The following is a 14,573-nucleotide window of genomic DNA, read 5'->3' on the forward strand; positions in this document are numbered from 1 at the left end:
TCAGCTCCTTCCATCCGCGGCGGTCCCGGATCGCAACTGGCCAAGCAAAGACACGAGCAGCCGATTGTTCTCGCGCGCCCGTTCTTGCAGGGCCGGCAGACGCTCCCGGATAAGAGTCTGAATGTTGGCGCGAAAGTCCCAGCAATGGTCTATCATGGCCAGCAGCTTGCCGGAATTGACATTGTCCATGGGCGGCGTGTCCATGCCCAGATCCTGCAGGAGGCCGGCCACTTTGGCGGCATAGGGCAGGGCCACGAAGGGCACGCCTTGCAAGGCCGAAAAGATAAGGAAATGCAGGCGCATTCCTACGCAAAACTCGAAACCGCCAATGATGGTCATCACCTGGCCCGGGCTGTACTCGCCCTTGAGCACGGTTGCGCGCTGAGCGCACTGCATTTGCGCCACCACGGCGTGGCTGTGCTGCAAATCCAGATGGTCGCGCTCCAGAGGTATGAAGACCACATCGGCATCGAGGCGCTGCACCATGAAATCGGCCGCGTTGGCCAGCAGATGATGATAATGGTCGGCGCTCATTCCCGGCGCGGCCGGTCCCGGCTCCCGCACTGAAAAGCCGATACGGCGGCGAGGAATGTCCAGTCCCTCGCGCATCAGGGCATCATCGGGCAGGGGTTGCGCCTTCATCAGCAATGCCGGATCGGCAGTCACGTGAATCTCGCGCTGCAAGCCCACTTCCTCCAGAAGCCGATGGCCTTGACGATCGCGCACGGTAATCAATGCGGCGGGCGTCAGCGCCGAGCGCACCAGTTCGCGGCTGGACTGCCTTACAAGAGGGCCCGCGCTGACGCCGTATACCATCACCGGAACTCCCAGCTCATTGGCAAGCAGGACTTCGCGCAGATAGATGTCGATTTCCGCGTCAAACAGGATTCCACCGCCGCCCAGAATCAACAAATCCAGCCGGGCCACCTCTTGCGTCGCTTCATTTCGGGAAATCTCGCGCACCGGCACGGCCCGGTGGATGCGATGCCGTCTCTCCGTATCTTTCGCGTTGCGCGAAAAGACGGTGATCTCCGCCGGCGTGTCCGCAAGCAGTTGCGCCACGATGCTTTCGAGAATGGCTTCATCGCCGAGGTTCAGACCGCCGTAAGAGCCGGAGATACCGATCCGGACAGGACGTTTTTCCATGATTGCCTTTATGTCAGTGCGCGGTGGGGCGCTTTGCCGCCGATCGCCAGGTCTAAGAGCGATAATTCCAGCAAGCGCCGTTCCTTGCCGCACCAGCGCATCATCCATGGGGATATACGCATAATGTGTATTATGTAAAGTCTAGAATGTCAGTATCTATGGTGGCGGCCAACCCAGTCCCCGGCCGCTCCGGAGGACGCCCCGCGGCGAAAAGCAGGATTTTTCAATGATGCGCAGCCAGTCAATGAAAATCGCCGCCCTGCTCATTGAGCGCGGCATCGGCCAGGAACATGCCGACCAGGTCGCGGGCGAACAGCGGCAATGCGTCCAGGTCGCGCAGGCAAATATGCAGGCGGCGCCGCGACCAGCCGTCCTTGAGGCCAATGATGCCGATGTCCATGGTGCGCGCATAGCGCTGCGCCAGCGACTTGGGCACCACGCCGATGCCAAGGTTCGCTTCTATCATGCGGCACACCACTTCGAAGTTGCCCACCTGCGCGCGGAACTTGAATGGCCGCCCCAGCGCGGACGCGGTCTGCACCAGGAAAGAATGGATCGCGCTCCACTCGGACAAGCCTATGTAGTCGTATTCCAGGGTATCGGCGAAGCCTATGGGAGCCTGTCCGGCCAGCGCATGGCCGCTGGGCACGATCAGTACCAGGTTGTCTTCTCGATAAGGCAGGAACTGCAGCCCGTCGGCCGGCGGGCGCCCTCCCACGATGCCGATATCGGCGCTGTCATCGGCGACCGCCTTGACGATCTGATAGCTGAGATCCTCCCGTATTTCCATGCCGATATCGGGATGCGATGCCATGAAACGCCCCAGTATCGAAGGCATGGCCTCGGCCATGGCCGTGGTGTTGCCCATGATGCGCAGCCGCCCGCGCACGCCGTTGGCGAACTCCCGCATATTGCCCTGCAGCTTTTCCACCTGCGCCATCAGGGCGCGCGCGTGGCGCACCAGCGCCTCGCCCGAAGGCGTGAGCGTCACCCCTTGATTGGTGCGGTACAACAGGCGGGTGCGGAAATCGTCTTCGAGGTTCTTGACCCGCGTGCTGACGGCGGGCACCGACAGGTTGGATTTCTCGGCGGCCCGGGTCAGGCTGAACGAATCGCCGATATTGATCATCATCTGCATGTCGGTCAGATCGAAATGTATCGTCATGGTATATATGCCCCCCGCAGCGGCGCCCCTGCCAGGCTCCGCGCGGGAGGCTGCCGCATGGCGATTGCGCTATATCAGCCCGAGATCCTTGCGGACCTTGGGCAGGAAATCCATCATTGCGACCTGGAACAGGAATTGAGCTCCTTGCACCATGATAAAGTTCATGCCGGCGTCATGCAAACGTTGCACGCGCTGGCGCATTTCCTCCAGCGTATAGGCATAGCTGGTATTGGCGCCTATCATGATGCCGCGCTCGCGCGCCTTCTTGACCGCCTTGTCGACCATTTGCCATAGCTGCGGGCTGTCGAAATCGGGTTTCTTCGAGTTTCCGCCCAGCACCTTGCTCAAGTCGGTCATCGCGAAGAAGAACATCTTCAGGTCCGGATGGTCCAGAATGGCGTCGAAGTCATCGATGGCGCCCTGGCTTTCCATATGCGGAATAATATAGGTGCCTTCGGCCATCTCGGTGGTGCGCGCCTCCCATTCGCGGTTCGCGAAAGGATGGATCCACAGGGCGCGGCGGTGCCAGTCCCGGGCGATTTCCAGGGCCTCGTCGATTTCCTGCAAGCCGGAATGCGAAATCAGCACATACTCGGCCCCTATTCCCTGCAGGCGCGACAAGTCCACGCCGATACGCGCATCGTAGCCGTGCCAGGGATTGGTCTGCATGCGCACCACCGGCGTGATGCCGGCCGCTTCGCAGCTGCGGATCATATTCTGGACATCGTGGAAATCCATGCCGGTGAACATCATGTCTATCATGATCCAGTCCAGGCCGAGGTGCGCGCATAACTCGGCGGTCTCGGGGTCATTGGCCCACACGCCCAGCGCTGTGCGTCCGGACCGCATCGTATCCATGAGGTGGTTCTTGGGCTTCATAACTGCTCTCCTAAACAGTGCTCGTGATGACGGGCGGCGAAGCAGGCCGGATGGCGCTGCTTTACTTCTTCAATTGGTGGCTATCGGCTGCAACGACCTGGGCGCGGCCCGGCGGCGGAACAAGGTCTTGAGCAGCGCCATGAACAGAAAGCCGATGGCCATCTGCAATAACGAATAGCTGGCCAGCCGGGAAAAATCTCCCACATTCCAGGCTTCGAATGCCAGCACCGAAAACGTGCGGCTCTGCGCCGTATAGAGGATCACGACCATCGATAATTCGGTCATGAAGAAACTGAAGAGCAAGAGCCACGCCGCGACGATGCTGGGCAGGATCAACGGCAAGGTAATGCGGCGGAAGGTGCGCAAAGGGCCATAGCCGCATACGCGCGCGCTTTCCTCGAGTTCGGGATGGACCTGTATCAGGCTGGCCGACACGGAACGCACGGCGTAGGCGGTGAAGCGCCCGACGAACGCCAAAATGATGATCAGCATGGTGCCGTAGACCGCTACCGGCAAATTGACCCAGACCAGCATCAGGCCCACCCCGAATGCGATGCCGGGCACCGATATCGGCAGCAGGACCACGTATTCCAGGATGCCGCGGCCGCGCAGCCGCGACCTGACGATGATCCATGCCACCAGGATGCCGGCCGCGGTCGCGATGGAGGCCGCCGCCACCGAAATGAGCAGACTGTTCTGCAACGTGAACCAGACGTCGTCGGTCGCAAGGTATCCGATGAGGTTGGCCAGGGCGTACTGGCCCGACCAGGTGTACTTGGCCAGCGCCGCGGCTATCAGCACCGCGATGGGCCCTAGAATGGTGGCCCCCACATACAGCACCGCCAGTGCGGTGGCCGCCCAGCGCCATGCCCCCAGTTCGACCTGCCGCGGCCGGAACCCCTTGCCGGTGATGGTCGTGTAATGGCGCCCTCTCTGCATGCTGCGCTGCAGCCAGGTCGATAGGCTGGAGAGCAGCAGCAAGTAGATGGACAGCACTGCCATGATGCCGTAGCCGGGGGGCACTTCCTGGGAGCTGATCCAAATGCGCGAGGTCAGCATGAGAATCTGGCGCGACCAGCCAAGCACGATGGGCGTGCCGAACAGGCCTATGGCGATGGTGAACGCCAGCGCGCCTCCTGACAGGATGGCGGGCGCGAGCAAGGGCACCGTGATGCGGCGGGCGGTCTGCATCTGTGTCAAGCCGCAAACCTGCGCGGCCTCTTCCAGGCTCGGATCGATACTGCGCATGGCGGCGGCGACTATCATCATCACATACGGCGCCAGGTAAAGCCCGATGACCAGCAGCATGCCGAGGCGGGTGTAGACATCCAGCTGGCCCGGCAGGCCCGCGCCGTCCAGCAGGCGGTTGATGATGCCGCTGCGCGGCGCGGCCAGCAGCGACCAGGCGATGGCCCCGACAAAGGGCGGAATGAAGATCGGCAATTGGCTGATCCATTCCAGCGCGCCGCGGCCCATGGCGTCGCTGCGGGCGAATATCCACGCGAATACGGAGCCGGCCGACGTGGCGACCAGCGCCGCGCCCGCGGACACCAGCAGCGTATTGAGCAGGGCCTCCCAGTAGATGCTCCTGGTGAGGACCTCGGCGAGATACTGGCCGCTCAAGCGCCAGGTGCCCTGGTCCACATTCACCACGGCGCGATACAGGATCGCCGCCAATGGCGCAACGATCAGCGCGAGGCTGAGGAAAGCCAGCAGGGCAAGGCCGGCCATCATCGGCAGCCTGCGCTTGAACGCTTCGGGCCCGGGCTGCGCGGACATACGCCTATTCTCCGATTATCCGGATGTCGTGGGCCGCGACTTCCAGGCCCACGGCCTCGCCTGGCCGCCGCACGGCCGCATTGAGTTCCACGGCGGCGATCTGGCCGAAGGCGGTATCGATCCAGTATTCAGTGCGGTCGCCGATGAAACTGGTGCTGGCGATGCGCCCGGCGATGGCGGCGCGCTCGGGATTGACGAGGCGCCATTTTTCCGGCCGTATGCACAGCATGGCGCCCTGCGCTGGCGGCCCGCCCGGCGCCGCGGGCAGGCAGGCGCCGCCGGCGAGCCTGTAGGCGGCGCCGCGCGGCCCCTCGGTCCACTCGTAGTTGGACAGTATATTGGCGCGCCCCAGGAATTCGGCGGCGTACCGGCTGGCCGGATTGTCATAGATGTCCTTGGGCGCGCCTTTCTGGATGACCCGGCCATCGTGATAAAGGTAGACCGTGTCGGCGATCGACATGGCCTCTTCCTGATCGTGCGTCACAAACAGGATGGTGCGCTTGAGCCGCCGCTGGAGTTCGCGGACTTCGCCGCGCATGGCGATGCGCAGCCTGGCGTCCAGGTTGGACAGAGGCTCATCCATCAGAATGACGGGGGATTCCGAGACAATGCAGCGCGACAGGGCGACCCGCTGCTGCTGGCCGCCGGAAAGCTCGGTGACGCTGCGCCCGGCATAGCTGTCAAGGCCCACCATATGCAGTGTTTCGAGCACGGCCTGCTTGATCGCCGGCTTGCCCATGCCCGCCGCCACCAAGGGCAGCGCCACGTTCTCGAACACCGTCATGTGCGGCCATATCGCATATGACTGGAACACCATTGCGACACGGCGGCGTTCGGGCGGCACCCACACCGGCGGCGACTCCTGGTAGACCGTGCATTCGTCGATCACAATGCGCCCTCCTGTCGGCCTTTCCAGGCCGGCTATGCAACGCAGCGTAGTCGTCTTGCCGCAGCCGCTGGCGCCCAGCAAAACCGAAATGCATCCCTGTGCGAAGCTCTCGCTTATGGAATCCAGCACCTGCTGCGACCCGAAAGATTTTCTGAGCTGCTCGACGGCTATCGACATGGATAGGCTCACCTGATGCCAGTCGCGCGCTGCCACATTTCGATCAGTTTGGGCTGGTCCCTGAGCGCCGCGGCGATATCCAGCGGCAGCACTTTCACCGTGGCCAGATCCGGCATGCCCGCGGGCGCGGGAATGCCCTTGCGCAGGGCGTACTCGTTGGCCTTGTGAATGATGTCCTGGACATCGCTCATCATGAAATCGACGAACAGCCGCGCCGCCTGCGGATGGGGCGCGCCCTCGAGCACCGCGATGGAGAACGGCGTGGATATCGTGCCCGACGCGGGCGGAATGAATTCCAGCGGCGCCCCTTTGGCGACGGCCCCGCTGTAGTGGTTGTTGACGACGTAGAACATCAGCGGCTTCTCGCCGGACAGCATCTTCGAGAGGCCCGCCGGCGTAGTCGGCGTAAGTTCGGCCCCCGACTTGACCAGCCCCTGATAGATCGAGACAGCCTTCTGCTCGCCGAAGTTCTGGTAGAGCGCGGCCAATAGCGAGAACGCCGCCGAAGACGTGCGGGGATCGAAGAAGGTGATTTGACCTTGCCACTCCTTTCTGGGGTCGGCGAAGTCGAACCAGTCACGCGGCGGCTGCATGCCGTTCAGGTAGGACTTGTTGGCTCCTATGCCCAGGATGAGTGTCTTCACGCGCAGATAGTCCTTGTCCGCCGGGGCCGCGTCGGGCGGGAAGTTGCCGAGCTCGGGAGATCTGTATGCCTGAAGCAGTTTTTCATCCTGCATCTTGGTCAATACGTCTTCCAGCGAGAAAAAAACGTCGGCGGCCTGTTTCCTGGCCTTGCGCTCCGTCACGTGGCGGTTGTATATCTGCCAGCAGCCGGCCAGATACGAGGAAACCTGGATCTTGGGATAGCGCTTCTTGAAAGCCTCGATATAGACCGGCGTCTGCGGAGGATCGCAGCCATAGACCACCAGGCTGCCCTCCTTTTCCGCGGCCGCCACCAGGGCGGGATCGCTGGCCGCCGCCCCGCGGGGGCCGAGCGCCGCCAGTGCCAATATCATCAGGGCGATTTGCAGGTGTGCGCGGGATAGGACGAACATGGTCACCACCTCCTGGCTATGGGGTCACGGCCTGCCGCGGCAGGCGACAAGCCATGATGCCCGATCTCCGGCCGGGTGGATTTCGCAAGTGCCAAAATCGGAGTTAATAAAAGATGAATGAAAGGCGGTTCGGCCTCCCCGGATGCGCCGCTGCGACAATCTTGCTTGACGCCGCCGCCTCCGGCGGGACAAACTACGGCGCTGTATGACGCCACCCTCCTCCCTCCAACCGAAAGGAAGCACCCCATGGACCTGCAATTAACTGGCAAACACGTTCTCATCACAGGCGGCAGCCGCGGCATCGGCCTGGCGTGCGCGCTTGGCTTCGCGCGCGAAGGCGCCAAGCTCAGTCTGGTTGGACGCAGCCAGGAGCATCTGGACTCGGCCATCGCCCAATTGCGCGGCCAGGGTTTCGACGCTGTCGGCTACAGCGCCGACCTGGTCGACGCGGCCGCCGCCGCTGCCATGCTGGACGCCGCGCAGGCCGCCGGCGGCGCAATCGACATCCTGGTCAATTCCGCCGGCGCCGCGCGCCGCACGCCATTTGGCGAACTCACGCCCGGGGTCTGGCAAAACTCGATGCAGGCAAAATTCTTCAGCTACATAAACGTGATCGACCCCCTGATCAAACGCATGGGCGAGCGCGGCAGCGGAGCCATCGTGAACATCGTGGGCATGGGCGGCAAGGTCGCCAGCACCACCCATATCTCGGGCGGGGCCGCGAACGCGGCGTTGATGCTGGCCAGCGCCGGCCTGGCCGCCGCCTATGGCCCGCTGGGCGTGCGGGTCAACGCGGTCAACCCATCGATCACGCTGACCGACCGCATGGCGCAGGGACTGGAGGCCGAGGCGCGGGCGCGCAATATCTCCACCGAACTCGCGCTGCAGCAGGCGCAGGCCAAGATGCCTCTGGGCCGCATAGCCTCGCCCGAAGACATCGCCAACGCGGTGCTGTTCCTGTCATCGCCGCAGGCGGGCTATATCTCGGGCGCGATCCTGTCCATGGACGGCGCCGCGACACCCATGGTGGTCTAGTGTCCTATCGCCGCGGTTTGCGCCTTGTGTCTGACAGGACACTAGGCCGGGCCCGCGCCTGTCAGCCGGATCCGGCTGATTTCCGAGCGCGCGCCGATGCGCATGGGCGGCCCCCAGTAGCCCGCGCCGCGGCTGACATATACCTGCATGCGGCCCTGCCGGTGCAGGCCCGCGACGAAGGGCTGCTGCAGCGGCACGAAGTACTGCCAGGGCCAGAACTGGCCGCCGTGGGTATGGCCCGACAACTGCAGATCGAAACCCGCGGCGGCGCCGGCCGGCGCGCTCCTGGGCTGATGGGCCAGCAGGATCCTGACCGCGGCGCTGGCCGGCGCGCCGCTCAACGCCTGCGCGGGGTCGCTCGCCTGCGCGGCGCTGAACCCTCCCGCGCCGAAATCCGTGACGCCGGCCACGACGAATTCGACGCCCTGCCGCGCCAGCACCTGATGCTCGTTCATGAGCACCCGCAATCCCAGGCGGCGGAACTCGGCGACCCACTGTTCCGCGCCCGAGTAGTATTCATGGTTGCCCGTGACGGCATATACGCCGTGGCGCGCCTGTAGCCTTGCCAGCGGCTGGGTGTGCTCGCCAAGCCGGGCCACGCTGCCGTCGACCAGGTCGCCGGTAAGGGCGATGACGTCAGGCGAGAGCCGGTTGACGGCGTCGACGATCGCGGCGACGTAAGCGCGCTTGATCGTCGGCCCGACATGCAGGTCGGAGATCTGCACGATGGTCAAGCCCTGCAGGGCCAAGGGCAGATCATCGATCCGTACCTCGATGTCGACCACCCTCGCCCTCCGCCTGGCGTTCACCAGGCCCAGCAAGACCGCGGCCAGGCCCAGGACAGGCACCGCGATGGCGCTGGCCGAATGCAGCGCGGCGTAAGCCGGCGCGCCTGTCAGCCCGCCGCCTGCGGCATTGACGGCAGCCGCCGCCAATAGGAGCATGTCGCGCAGCAGGGTCAGGACGAACAGCCAGGAAAACAGGCCCAGGAACAGGAAGCCGATCCAGGCCATCGCGTCGCCGGCGGGCCGCCCGACGGAACGGCGCGAAAAGAAGCCGCCCAGTATCAATACATAGGTCAGCAGCAACGTCGAGGCCGCAAGCCAGCGGCCCGGCCCCGCCGGCGCGGCCGCGGCCAGGCGCATCGCCACATAGGTGTGGCTCAGCGCCAGAATGACGGGAAGGCGAAGAAAAAAGGAAAAGCGCTGCATGGCCGTTCAACCGCCCCGCTCGCCCAGGCGTTCGAGCGTGGCTGCATCGGGCTGGCCGTCGAAGTATTTTTGCAGGGCATAGTCGAAAACCTGCCGGTCGGGCGAGGCGCTGGCAAACAAAGTCATGCACGAGCGGAATTTCATGGCGTCGGTATGGCCGAAGATCTGCGTTATCGGCAGTCCCTCGACGGCATTGACCAGTCGGGTGCATTCCATCAGCCTCGCGCCGAGCAGCGGATGGCTTGAATACGCGACCGCTTCCTGGCGCGAGGCGATCGCGAATTCCCGCGCCATGGCGCTGCGGCCCAGGCCTTCGATTTGCGGGAAGATGAACCACATCCAATGGCTGCGTTTCCGGCCGGCGCGCAGTTCCGCGCGAACCTGCTCGAAGACGGGGTCTTGCGCATCCATGAAACGCTGCAGTTTATAGGGATCTGCCATGTAGCCACTCCCGCGGGTCGACCCGATAGTATTTCTTCAGTTCTTCAAACAATTCCGGATGATGCTCGGCAAGTTCCACTGGTTTCTCGAAAAAGGTCTCCGTCGCCACCGCGAAGAATTCCGCCGGATCCGTCGCGCCGTATTCGTCGAGCACGGTTTCGTCCTGATGCAGGACGTCCGACCGCAGGGCCGCGAACTCGCGCGACAGCACCGCCGCCCAGTCGCGGTAATTCGCCTGGCTGCCCAGAATGGGCGCGCCGTCGGCGGCGCCGGATTCGTCGTCCAGTTGATGCGCGAACTCGTGCAGCACCACATTATGCCCGTCCGTGAAGTCTCCGGCGCCCTGCCGCACATGATCCCACGCCAGCACCACCCGGCCGTCGCCCCAGGACTCTCCCAAGAGGTCCTCCTCGCCGTCTATGACCACCCCGCCGGGGGCCAGTTCCGTGCGCGGAGCGATAAACGCGCCAGGATAGACCAGCACCGACCACAGACCCGGATAGACCCGCGTCCTGCGATTCAACAGCAGCAGACAGGCCTGGCCGGCTATCGTCACCCTCATCTCGTCGGTGATCTCCAGCCCGCCGCAGCCGTGGAAATTCTTCTGATGGAGAAACTGCTTGATCAGCCCATGCAATTGCCCGCGCAGTTCCGCGGGCAGCCGTGGATACACGGGAACATTCTTTTCCAGGATCGCGACGAAGTGCTCGGGAAAGCGCGCCTGGACGGCGCGCTTCAGGCGCAGCTTCGGTATCCATTCCGCCAGCACTATCGCGGCCACGATGATGGCAAGAATCAGCAAAGCGTTCATAAGAGGTAGTCGGCCCCGGCGGCAGGCGTCGCCGCGCAAGGGCTCAGCCCAGTGTGGATGCGCCGATGCGCCGCATTTTGCGCACGCTTTTGCCAGCTACCCAGTCAGTGCTCAGCGCGGCGAATTCCTGATAGTGCTTGGAGTTCCGGTGCGCCTCTATCGCGTCCTCGTTTTCGTAGAGCTCATATAGAAAAAACAGCGACGCGTCGGCGGGGTCGCGGCATATGTCGAAGTAGCGGCAGCCCGCTTCGTGTTCCAGCGCCGACGCGGCGTTTTTCTGGATGGCCAGGGCGAAATCCTCGACAAACTCCGGTTTGATTTTGAACTCTACAATCAAGGCTTCAAGCATATTGTTTTCCGGCAGGGGTTGAAAAAGAGGCGTTCTCGCCGGCGCGCCGCGTACCGCTGGCGAACGGGCAAGTATCGATTCCAGAGATTACAACATTTACAGTAGGGTAGAATCGCTTTTGCACTTCCAGCAAAAAAAGACATAAGAGATACCCAATGACAAAGGCCGCGCCCAGCTGGCTTATACCCGTAGCGGCGATTTTCATTCTCCAGACCACGGCGGCATTCCTGAGCCGATTCATCCCCATCATTTCACCCGCGCTGTCCAGCGAATTCGGCTGGGACGGCAGCTCGATAGGCTATTTGACGGCGGCCAACTCGCTGGGCGGCCTGGCCATACTCATGGTGGGTTCCGGCCTGTTCAGGCTGATGGGAGGGATCCGCGCATTGCAGCTGACCTTGCTGATCGGGGCCGCCAGCATGGCGTTCCTTCTGCATTCCAGCCTTAGCGTCGCGCTGATAGCCTGTTTTGTAATGGGCTTGAGCAATGGCGCGGCCAACCCCGCCGGCAGCGAAGTCCTGCAGCGGTTCTCGCCGCCGGAAATGCGCAATCTGATTTTTTCCATCAAGCAGGCGGGAGTGCCGCTGGGCGGTGTGATAGCGGGGCTGGCCATTCCCGCCATCGTGCTCCTGGCCGGATGGCGCTGGGCGCTGTTCGCCGGGGCCTGCCTGGTCGTGCTTCCCACCGTATTGACGTGGCGCATGAGCGCCGGCATAGACGAACCGGGGGTATCCCGCAGGCGGTTCTTGCCGCTGCCGCGGCTCAGTTCGCTGCGCGCGCTCATCGTGCCCTTGCGCTCACTGACGCAGGGCACCGGACTCCTGAAGATGTCCATAGTCGGCAGCCTCTTTGCCGTCGCGCAAAGCTGCTGGTTCACCTTTCTGGTCATCTACCTGATCGACGGCCTGGGCTATTCCCTCGGGCTGGCCGGCGCGGTGTTCGCCGTGATGCAGACTGGCGGCGTCATCGGCCGCGTCGGGCTGGGCTGGCTCGCCGATCGCATGCATTCGGCTACCGCCACGCTGTCGGTGGCCGCCCTCATCTCGGCAGGGACGACGGTGCTGCTGGGGCTGAGCGATCCGACATGGCCCTTGTGGATTATTGTCGTCCTGGCGTTTGTCGCGGGCTGTTCGGTGGCGAGCTGGAATGGCGTGCAGATCGCGGAGGTGGCGCGGCTGTCGCCGCCGAAGCTGATTTCGGAGACCGCGGCGGGATCCAGCATCCTGGTCAACTTGGTCAATATGCTGGCGCCCGCCCTCTTCGCCGCCTTCGTGGCGGTCAGCGGCCGCTATGATTACGCCTTTGCATGTACCGGCGCCAGCGGCCTGCTGGTCATTGCTTTCCTGCCACGCAAGGGAAAGCGCGCTAGCCGGCGCTAATGACCCAGGTTTCCTTGGGGTTGACGAACTGGATCTGGCGGTCTCGAAAGCATTGCAGGATGCGCCGGTTGAATTCGCGCTGCACAGGCCAGCGGCCTTTGTCCAGCGTTCGTATCTGGCCGGCGACGGTGATCATGGAACCGTCGACCTGGTCCACTCCCCACACTTCGATGTCGGCCAGAATGAGATCCTTGAATTTCGGATCGGCGCGCATGCCGTCGCCTACGCTTTTGATGGCGCTGAACACTTCGTCGACGTTGGAGTCCGCCGTGACGCTGACCTTGACGGCGGCGTTGCCTATGCCGCGATTGGTGTTCGTGACGGTCGACACGGAACTGAATGGCACGACATGGAGGGAACCGTCGCCGGCGCGCAGGCGGACGGTGCGTATCGACAGGTATTCGACGCTGCCCGACAGGCCGGCGACAGTGACCCAGTCGCCGACCTGCATGGCGTTTTCCATCAGCAGGAATATCCCTGTGATGAAGTCCTGGACCAGCTTCTGCGAGCCGAAGCCCAGGGCGACGCCAATGATGCTGGCGCCCGCCAGCAGCGGCGCGATATTGATCCCCAGCTGGCTCAGCGCGGTGAATAATACGATCATGGCAATGATGACGAACAGGGTGGTGCGCACCATGGGCACCAGCGTGCGCAGGCGCGCGGCCCGCGCCATGTCGCCTGCCAGCCGCCACCGGTCGAGGCGGCGGCCTATCATGATATTCAGGGCTTCCCACGCGGCCACGGCCAGGACGCAGGTCACGCCTATGGTGCCGGCCGCGGAGGCCAGGCGCCGGCCCACTGATCCTTCCAGGAACCAGGCCCGCGTATCGACCCCCCAGACCTGCAGCAGCGCCAGGGCGGTGAGCAGCGCGATCACGATATAGATGACGCGGTGCATGAGCAATTGATAGGCGTTGCGCGTGCCCGCCGCCGCCTCCTGCCCCGCCGAAGCTTCCTCGTCGCGGATGAATGCGCGGTCGATGGCGCCCAATGCGAAAATCGAAACCAGGCTCGCGCCTATCAGGACCGCCGCCGACCAGCCAAAGAAGTGGACCAGGCGCTGAAAGCCGTTCTGTGTTCCGGCCGACCACAACAGCCACACGGCAATGATGAAAACCGTGGCCAGGTAGGGCCAGATGTCGGCCAGGACCCTTCTTATGCCGGACAGGCGGTGATCCGCAGCGCCCCGGATGGCCGCCGCCGTCGCTTTGCGGCTGCGCCAGACCATGGCCAGCAACAGGATATGCACCAGCAGTCCAACCAGCTTGGAAAGCGCCTCATGGGTGTCCGCGCCTGCCCCCGCTTCAAGCAGCACATTCGCCGCGGCCGTGCCCGAGACGGCGATGATCATTATCCATGACAGCCAGCGGTATAGATACATGGCGGCCGCGTCTCCAATGTGCAGCAGGCGCAGGCTTTGCCGGTCCGGCGAGATGATCAGGCGCAATACGGCAAGCGAGATGCGCGCCGTGGCGTATGCTTCGATGATGATCAGCGTCGCGTTGTAAAGGGCGCCGCCGCGCCCGCTGAGCGCGCTTGCCAGCAGGCTGGCCACCGCCAGAAACGCCAGCAGGGGCAGCAGTTCCAGCACGCCGCGCGCCAGGGCGAACGGAAAGCGGCGCAACAGGCTCAGGTAGCGGTCGGCGGCGCGCGGCGAGGGCTCGGCGGCGGCCGCCTGCGCGGGCGCGCCACGGTGCAGCAGCCCGCGGGCGCGCCCCAGCAGCCGGCGCAGCAGCCACTCGGCCAGCAGCGCGCCGGCAAGTATGGCCATCACTTTGAACAAGGCAAGCAGCGCGGCGCTGCGCTGCTCCGCGGCGCCCATATGGGTTTGCCACCATTGCGCCGTCGAGCCCAATCCGATCACGGTGCGCCCGCTCAGGCGCAGCCAGTCCGCGACCGCCTCCAGCCGCTGGCCTGTCACCTTGAGCAACTGGGCCAGCAGGCCGTCCTCGGTCAATGCGATGGGCGCTTCTTCCTCCTGCGCCGCGGCCGCGGGCTCGGCGGCTGCGCTGCTTTCCGTCGCCTGGGCGATGGCGCTGAGCGTTTGTTCGAGCTCGGCCCGCTTGGCGTCATCCCGCAGGATGGCCAGTGTATGCCTGGCTTGCTCCGGCGTCAGGGCGGATCGGTCGCCGGCCGGGGCGGCCGCCGGTTCGGCGGCATGTGCGCCCTGCGCCGCCGACAGCGCCAGGAACACAGTCAATAAAACAAGTGCGATCGCATGATTCCATCGGGAGAAAGACATAGGCAATGATAGATG

13 protein-coding genes are annotated in these 14,573 nt (G+C 64.0%); 2 read left to right on the top strand and 11 right to left on the bottom strand.

Going from position 1 to position 14,573, the window contains the following annotated elements:
- The 6 genes from BUB23_RS11645 to BUB23_RS11670 all read right to left on the bottom strand — a co-directional run bounded on the left by BUB23_RS11645 (position 1) and on the right by BUB23_RS11670 (position 7,090).
- A complete protein-coding gene (locus tag BUB23_RS11645; protein WP_073103285.1) occupies positions 1-1,146 on the bottom strand; it encodes a polysaccharide pyruvyl transferase family protein in 1,146 nt (381 codons plus the stop codon).
- A 241-nt stretch (positions 1,147-1,387) separates the two neighbouring features.
- Positions 1,388-2,311 (bottom strand): LysR family transcriptional regulator, encoded by a 924-nt coding sequence (locus BUB23_RS11650; RefSeq protein ID WP_073103286.1) that lies wholly within the window; start codon positions 2,309-2,311, stop codon positions 1,388-1,390.
- Between the two features lie 69 nt (positions 2,312-2,380).
- Entirely contained in the window at positions 2,381-3,190 is an 810-nt protein-coding gene (locus BUB23_RS11655) for an aldolase/citrate lyase family protein (RefSeq protein WP_073103287.1), read from the bottom strand.
- A 69-nt stretch (positions 3,191-3,259) separates the two neighbouring features.
- Positions 3,260-4,969: an ABC transporter permease gene (locus BUB23_RS11660; RefSeq protein WP_073103288.1), complete on the bottom strand. Its 1,710-nt coding sequence runs from the start codon at positions 4,967-4,969 to the stop codon at positions 3,260-3,262.
- 4 nt (positions 4,970-4,973) lie between these two features.
- Entirely contained in the window at positions 4,974-6,035 is a 1,062-nt protein-coding gene (locus tag BUB23_RS11665) for an ABC transporter ATP-binding protein (protein ID WP_073103289.1), read from the bottom strand.
- 8 nt (positions 6,036-6,043) lie between these two features.
- Positions 6,044-7,090: an ABC transporter substrate-binding protein gene (locus BUB23_RS11670; RefSeq protein ID WP_073103290.1), complete on the bottom strand. Its 1,047-nt coding sequence runs from the start codon at positions 7,088-7,090 to the stop codon at positions 6,044-6,046.
- Between the two features lie 246 nt (positions 7,091-7,336).
- Here BUB23_RS11670 and BUB23_RS11675 point away from each other — a divergent pair, with 246 nt between their 5' ends.
- A complete protein-coding gene (locus BUB23_RS11675; RefSeq protein ID WP_073103291.1) occupies positions 7,337-8,125 on the top strand; it encodes an SDR family NAD(P)-dependent oxidoreductase in 789 nt (262 codons plus the stop codon).
- 41 nt (positions 8,126-8,166) lie between these two features.
- Here BUB23_RS11675 and BUB23_RS11680 read toward each other — a convergent pair whose 3' ends face one another.
- Genes BUB23_RS11680 through BUB23_RS11695 form a run of 4 tightly spaced genes read right to left on the bottom strand, consistent with a single transcriptional unit; the run spans position 8,167 to position 10,937 of the window.
- On the bottom strand, positions 8,167-9,336 hold the full coding sequence (locus tag BUB23_RS11680; protein ID WP_073103292.1) for a metallophosphoesterase: 1,170 nt from the start codon (positions 9,334-9,336) through the stop codon (positions 8,167-8,169).
- Between the two features lie 6 nt (positions 9,337-9,342).
- Complete coding sequence (locus BUB23_RS11685) at positions 9,343-9,777, bottom strand: DUF1810 domain-containing protein (protein ID WP_073103293.1); 435 nt, start codon at positions 9,775-9,777, stop codon at positions 9,343-9,345.
- The gene (locus BUB23_RS11690; RefSeq protein ID WP_073103294.1) at positions 9,761-10,588 is read right to left on the bottom strand and encodes a M90 family metallopeptidase; all 828 of its coding nucleotides are present in this window, start codon (positions 10,586-10,588) and stop codon (positions 9,761-9,763) included. Before BUB23_RS11690 ends, BUB23_RS11685 begins: the two co-directional genes overlap by 17 nt.
- Before the next feature lie 43 nt (positions 10,589-10,631).
- Positions 10,632-10,937 carry a putative quinol monooxygenase gene (locus BUB23_RS11695; protein ID WP_073103295.1) on the bottom strand — a complete coding sequence of 102 codons (306 nt, stop codon included), beginning with the start codon at positions 10,935-10,937 and terminating at the stop codon, positions 10,632-10,634.
- Between the two features lie 155 nt (positions 10,938-11,092).
- Between BUB23_RS11695 and BUB23_RS11700 the strand changes: the two genes are divergently transcribed.
- Positions 11,093-12,316, top strand: coding sequence for an MFS transporter (locus BUB23_RS11700; protein ID WP_073103296.1), 1,224 nt, complete (start codon positions 11,093-11,095; stop codon positions 12,314-12,316).
- On the opposite strand, the gene BUB23_RS11705 is transcribed toward BUB23_RS11700, so the two are convergent.
- Complete coding sequence (locus BUB23_RS11705) at positions 12,303-14,558, bottom strand: mechanosensitive ion channel family protein (protein WP_084135978.1); 2,256 nt, start codon at positions 14,556-14,558, stop codon at positions 12,303-12,305. The two genes, BUB23_RS11700 and BUB23_RS11705, sit on opposite strands and share 14 nt — an antisense overlap.
- Positions 14,559-14,573 lie beyond the last annotated feature (15 nt).

This window comes from Pollutimonas bauzanensis (genome assembly GCF_900129885.1).
GTDB classification, from domain to species: Bacteria; Pseudomonadota; Gammaproteobacteria; order Burkholderiales; family Burkholderiaceae_B; genus Pollutimonas; species Pollutimonas bauzanensis.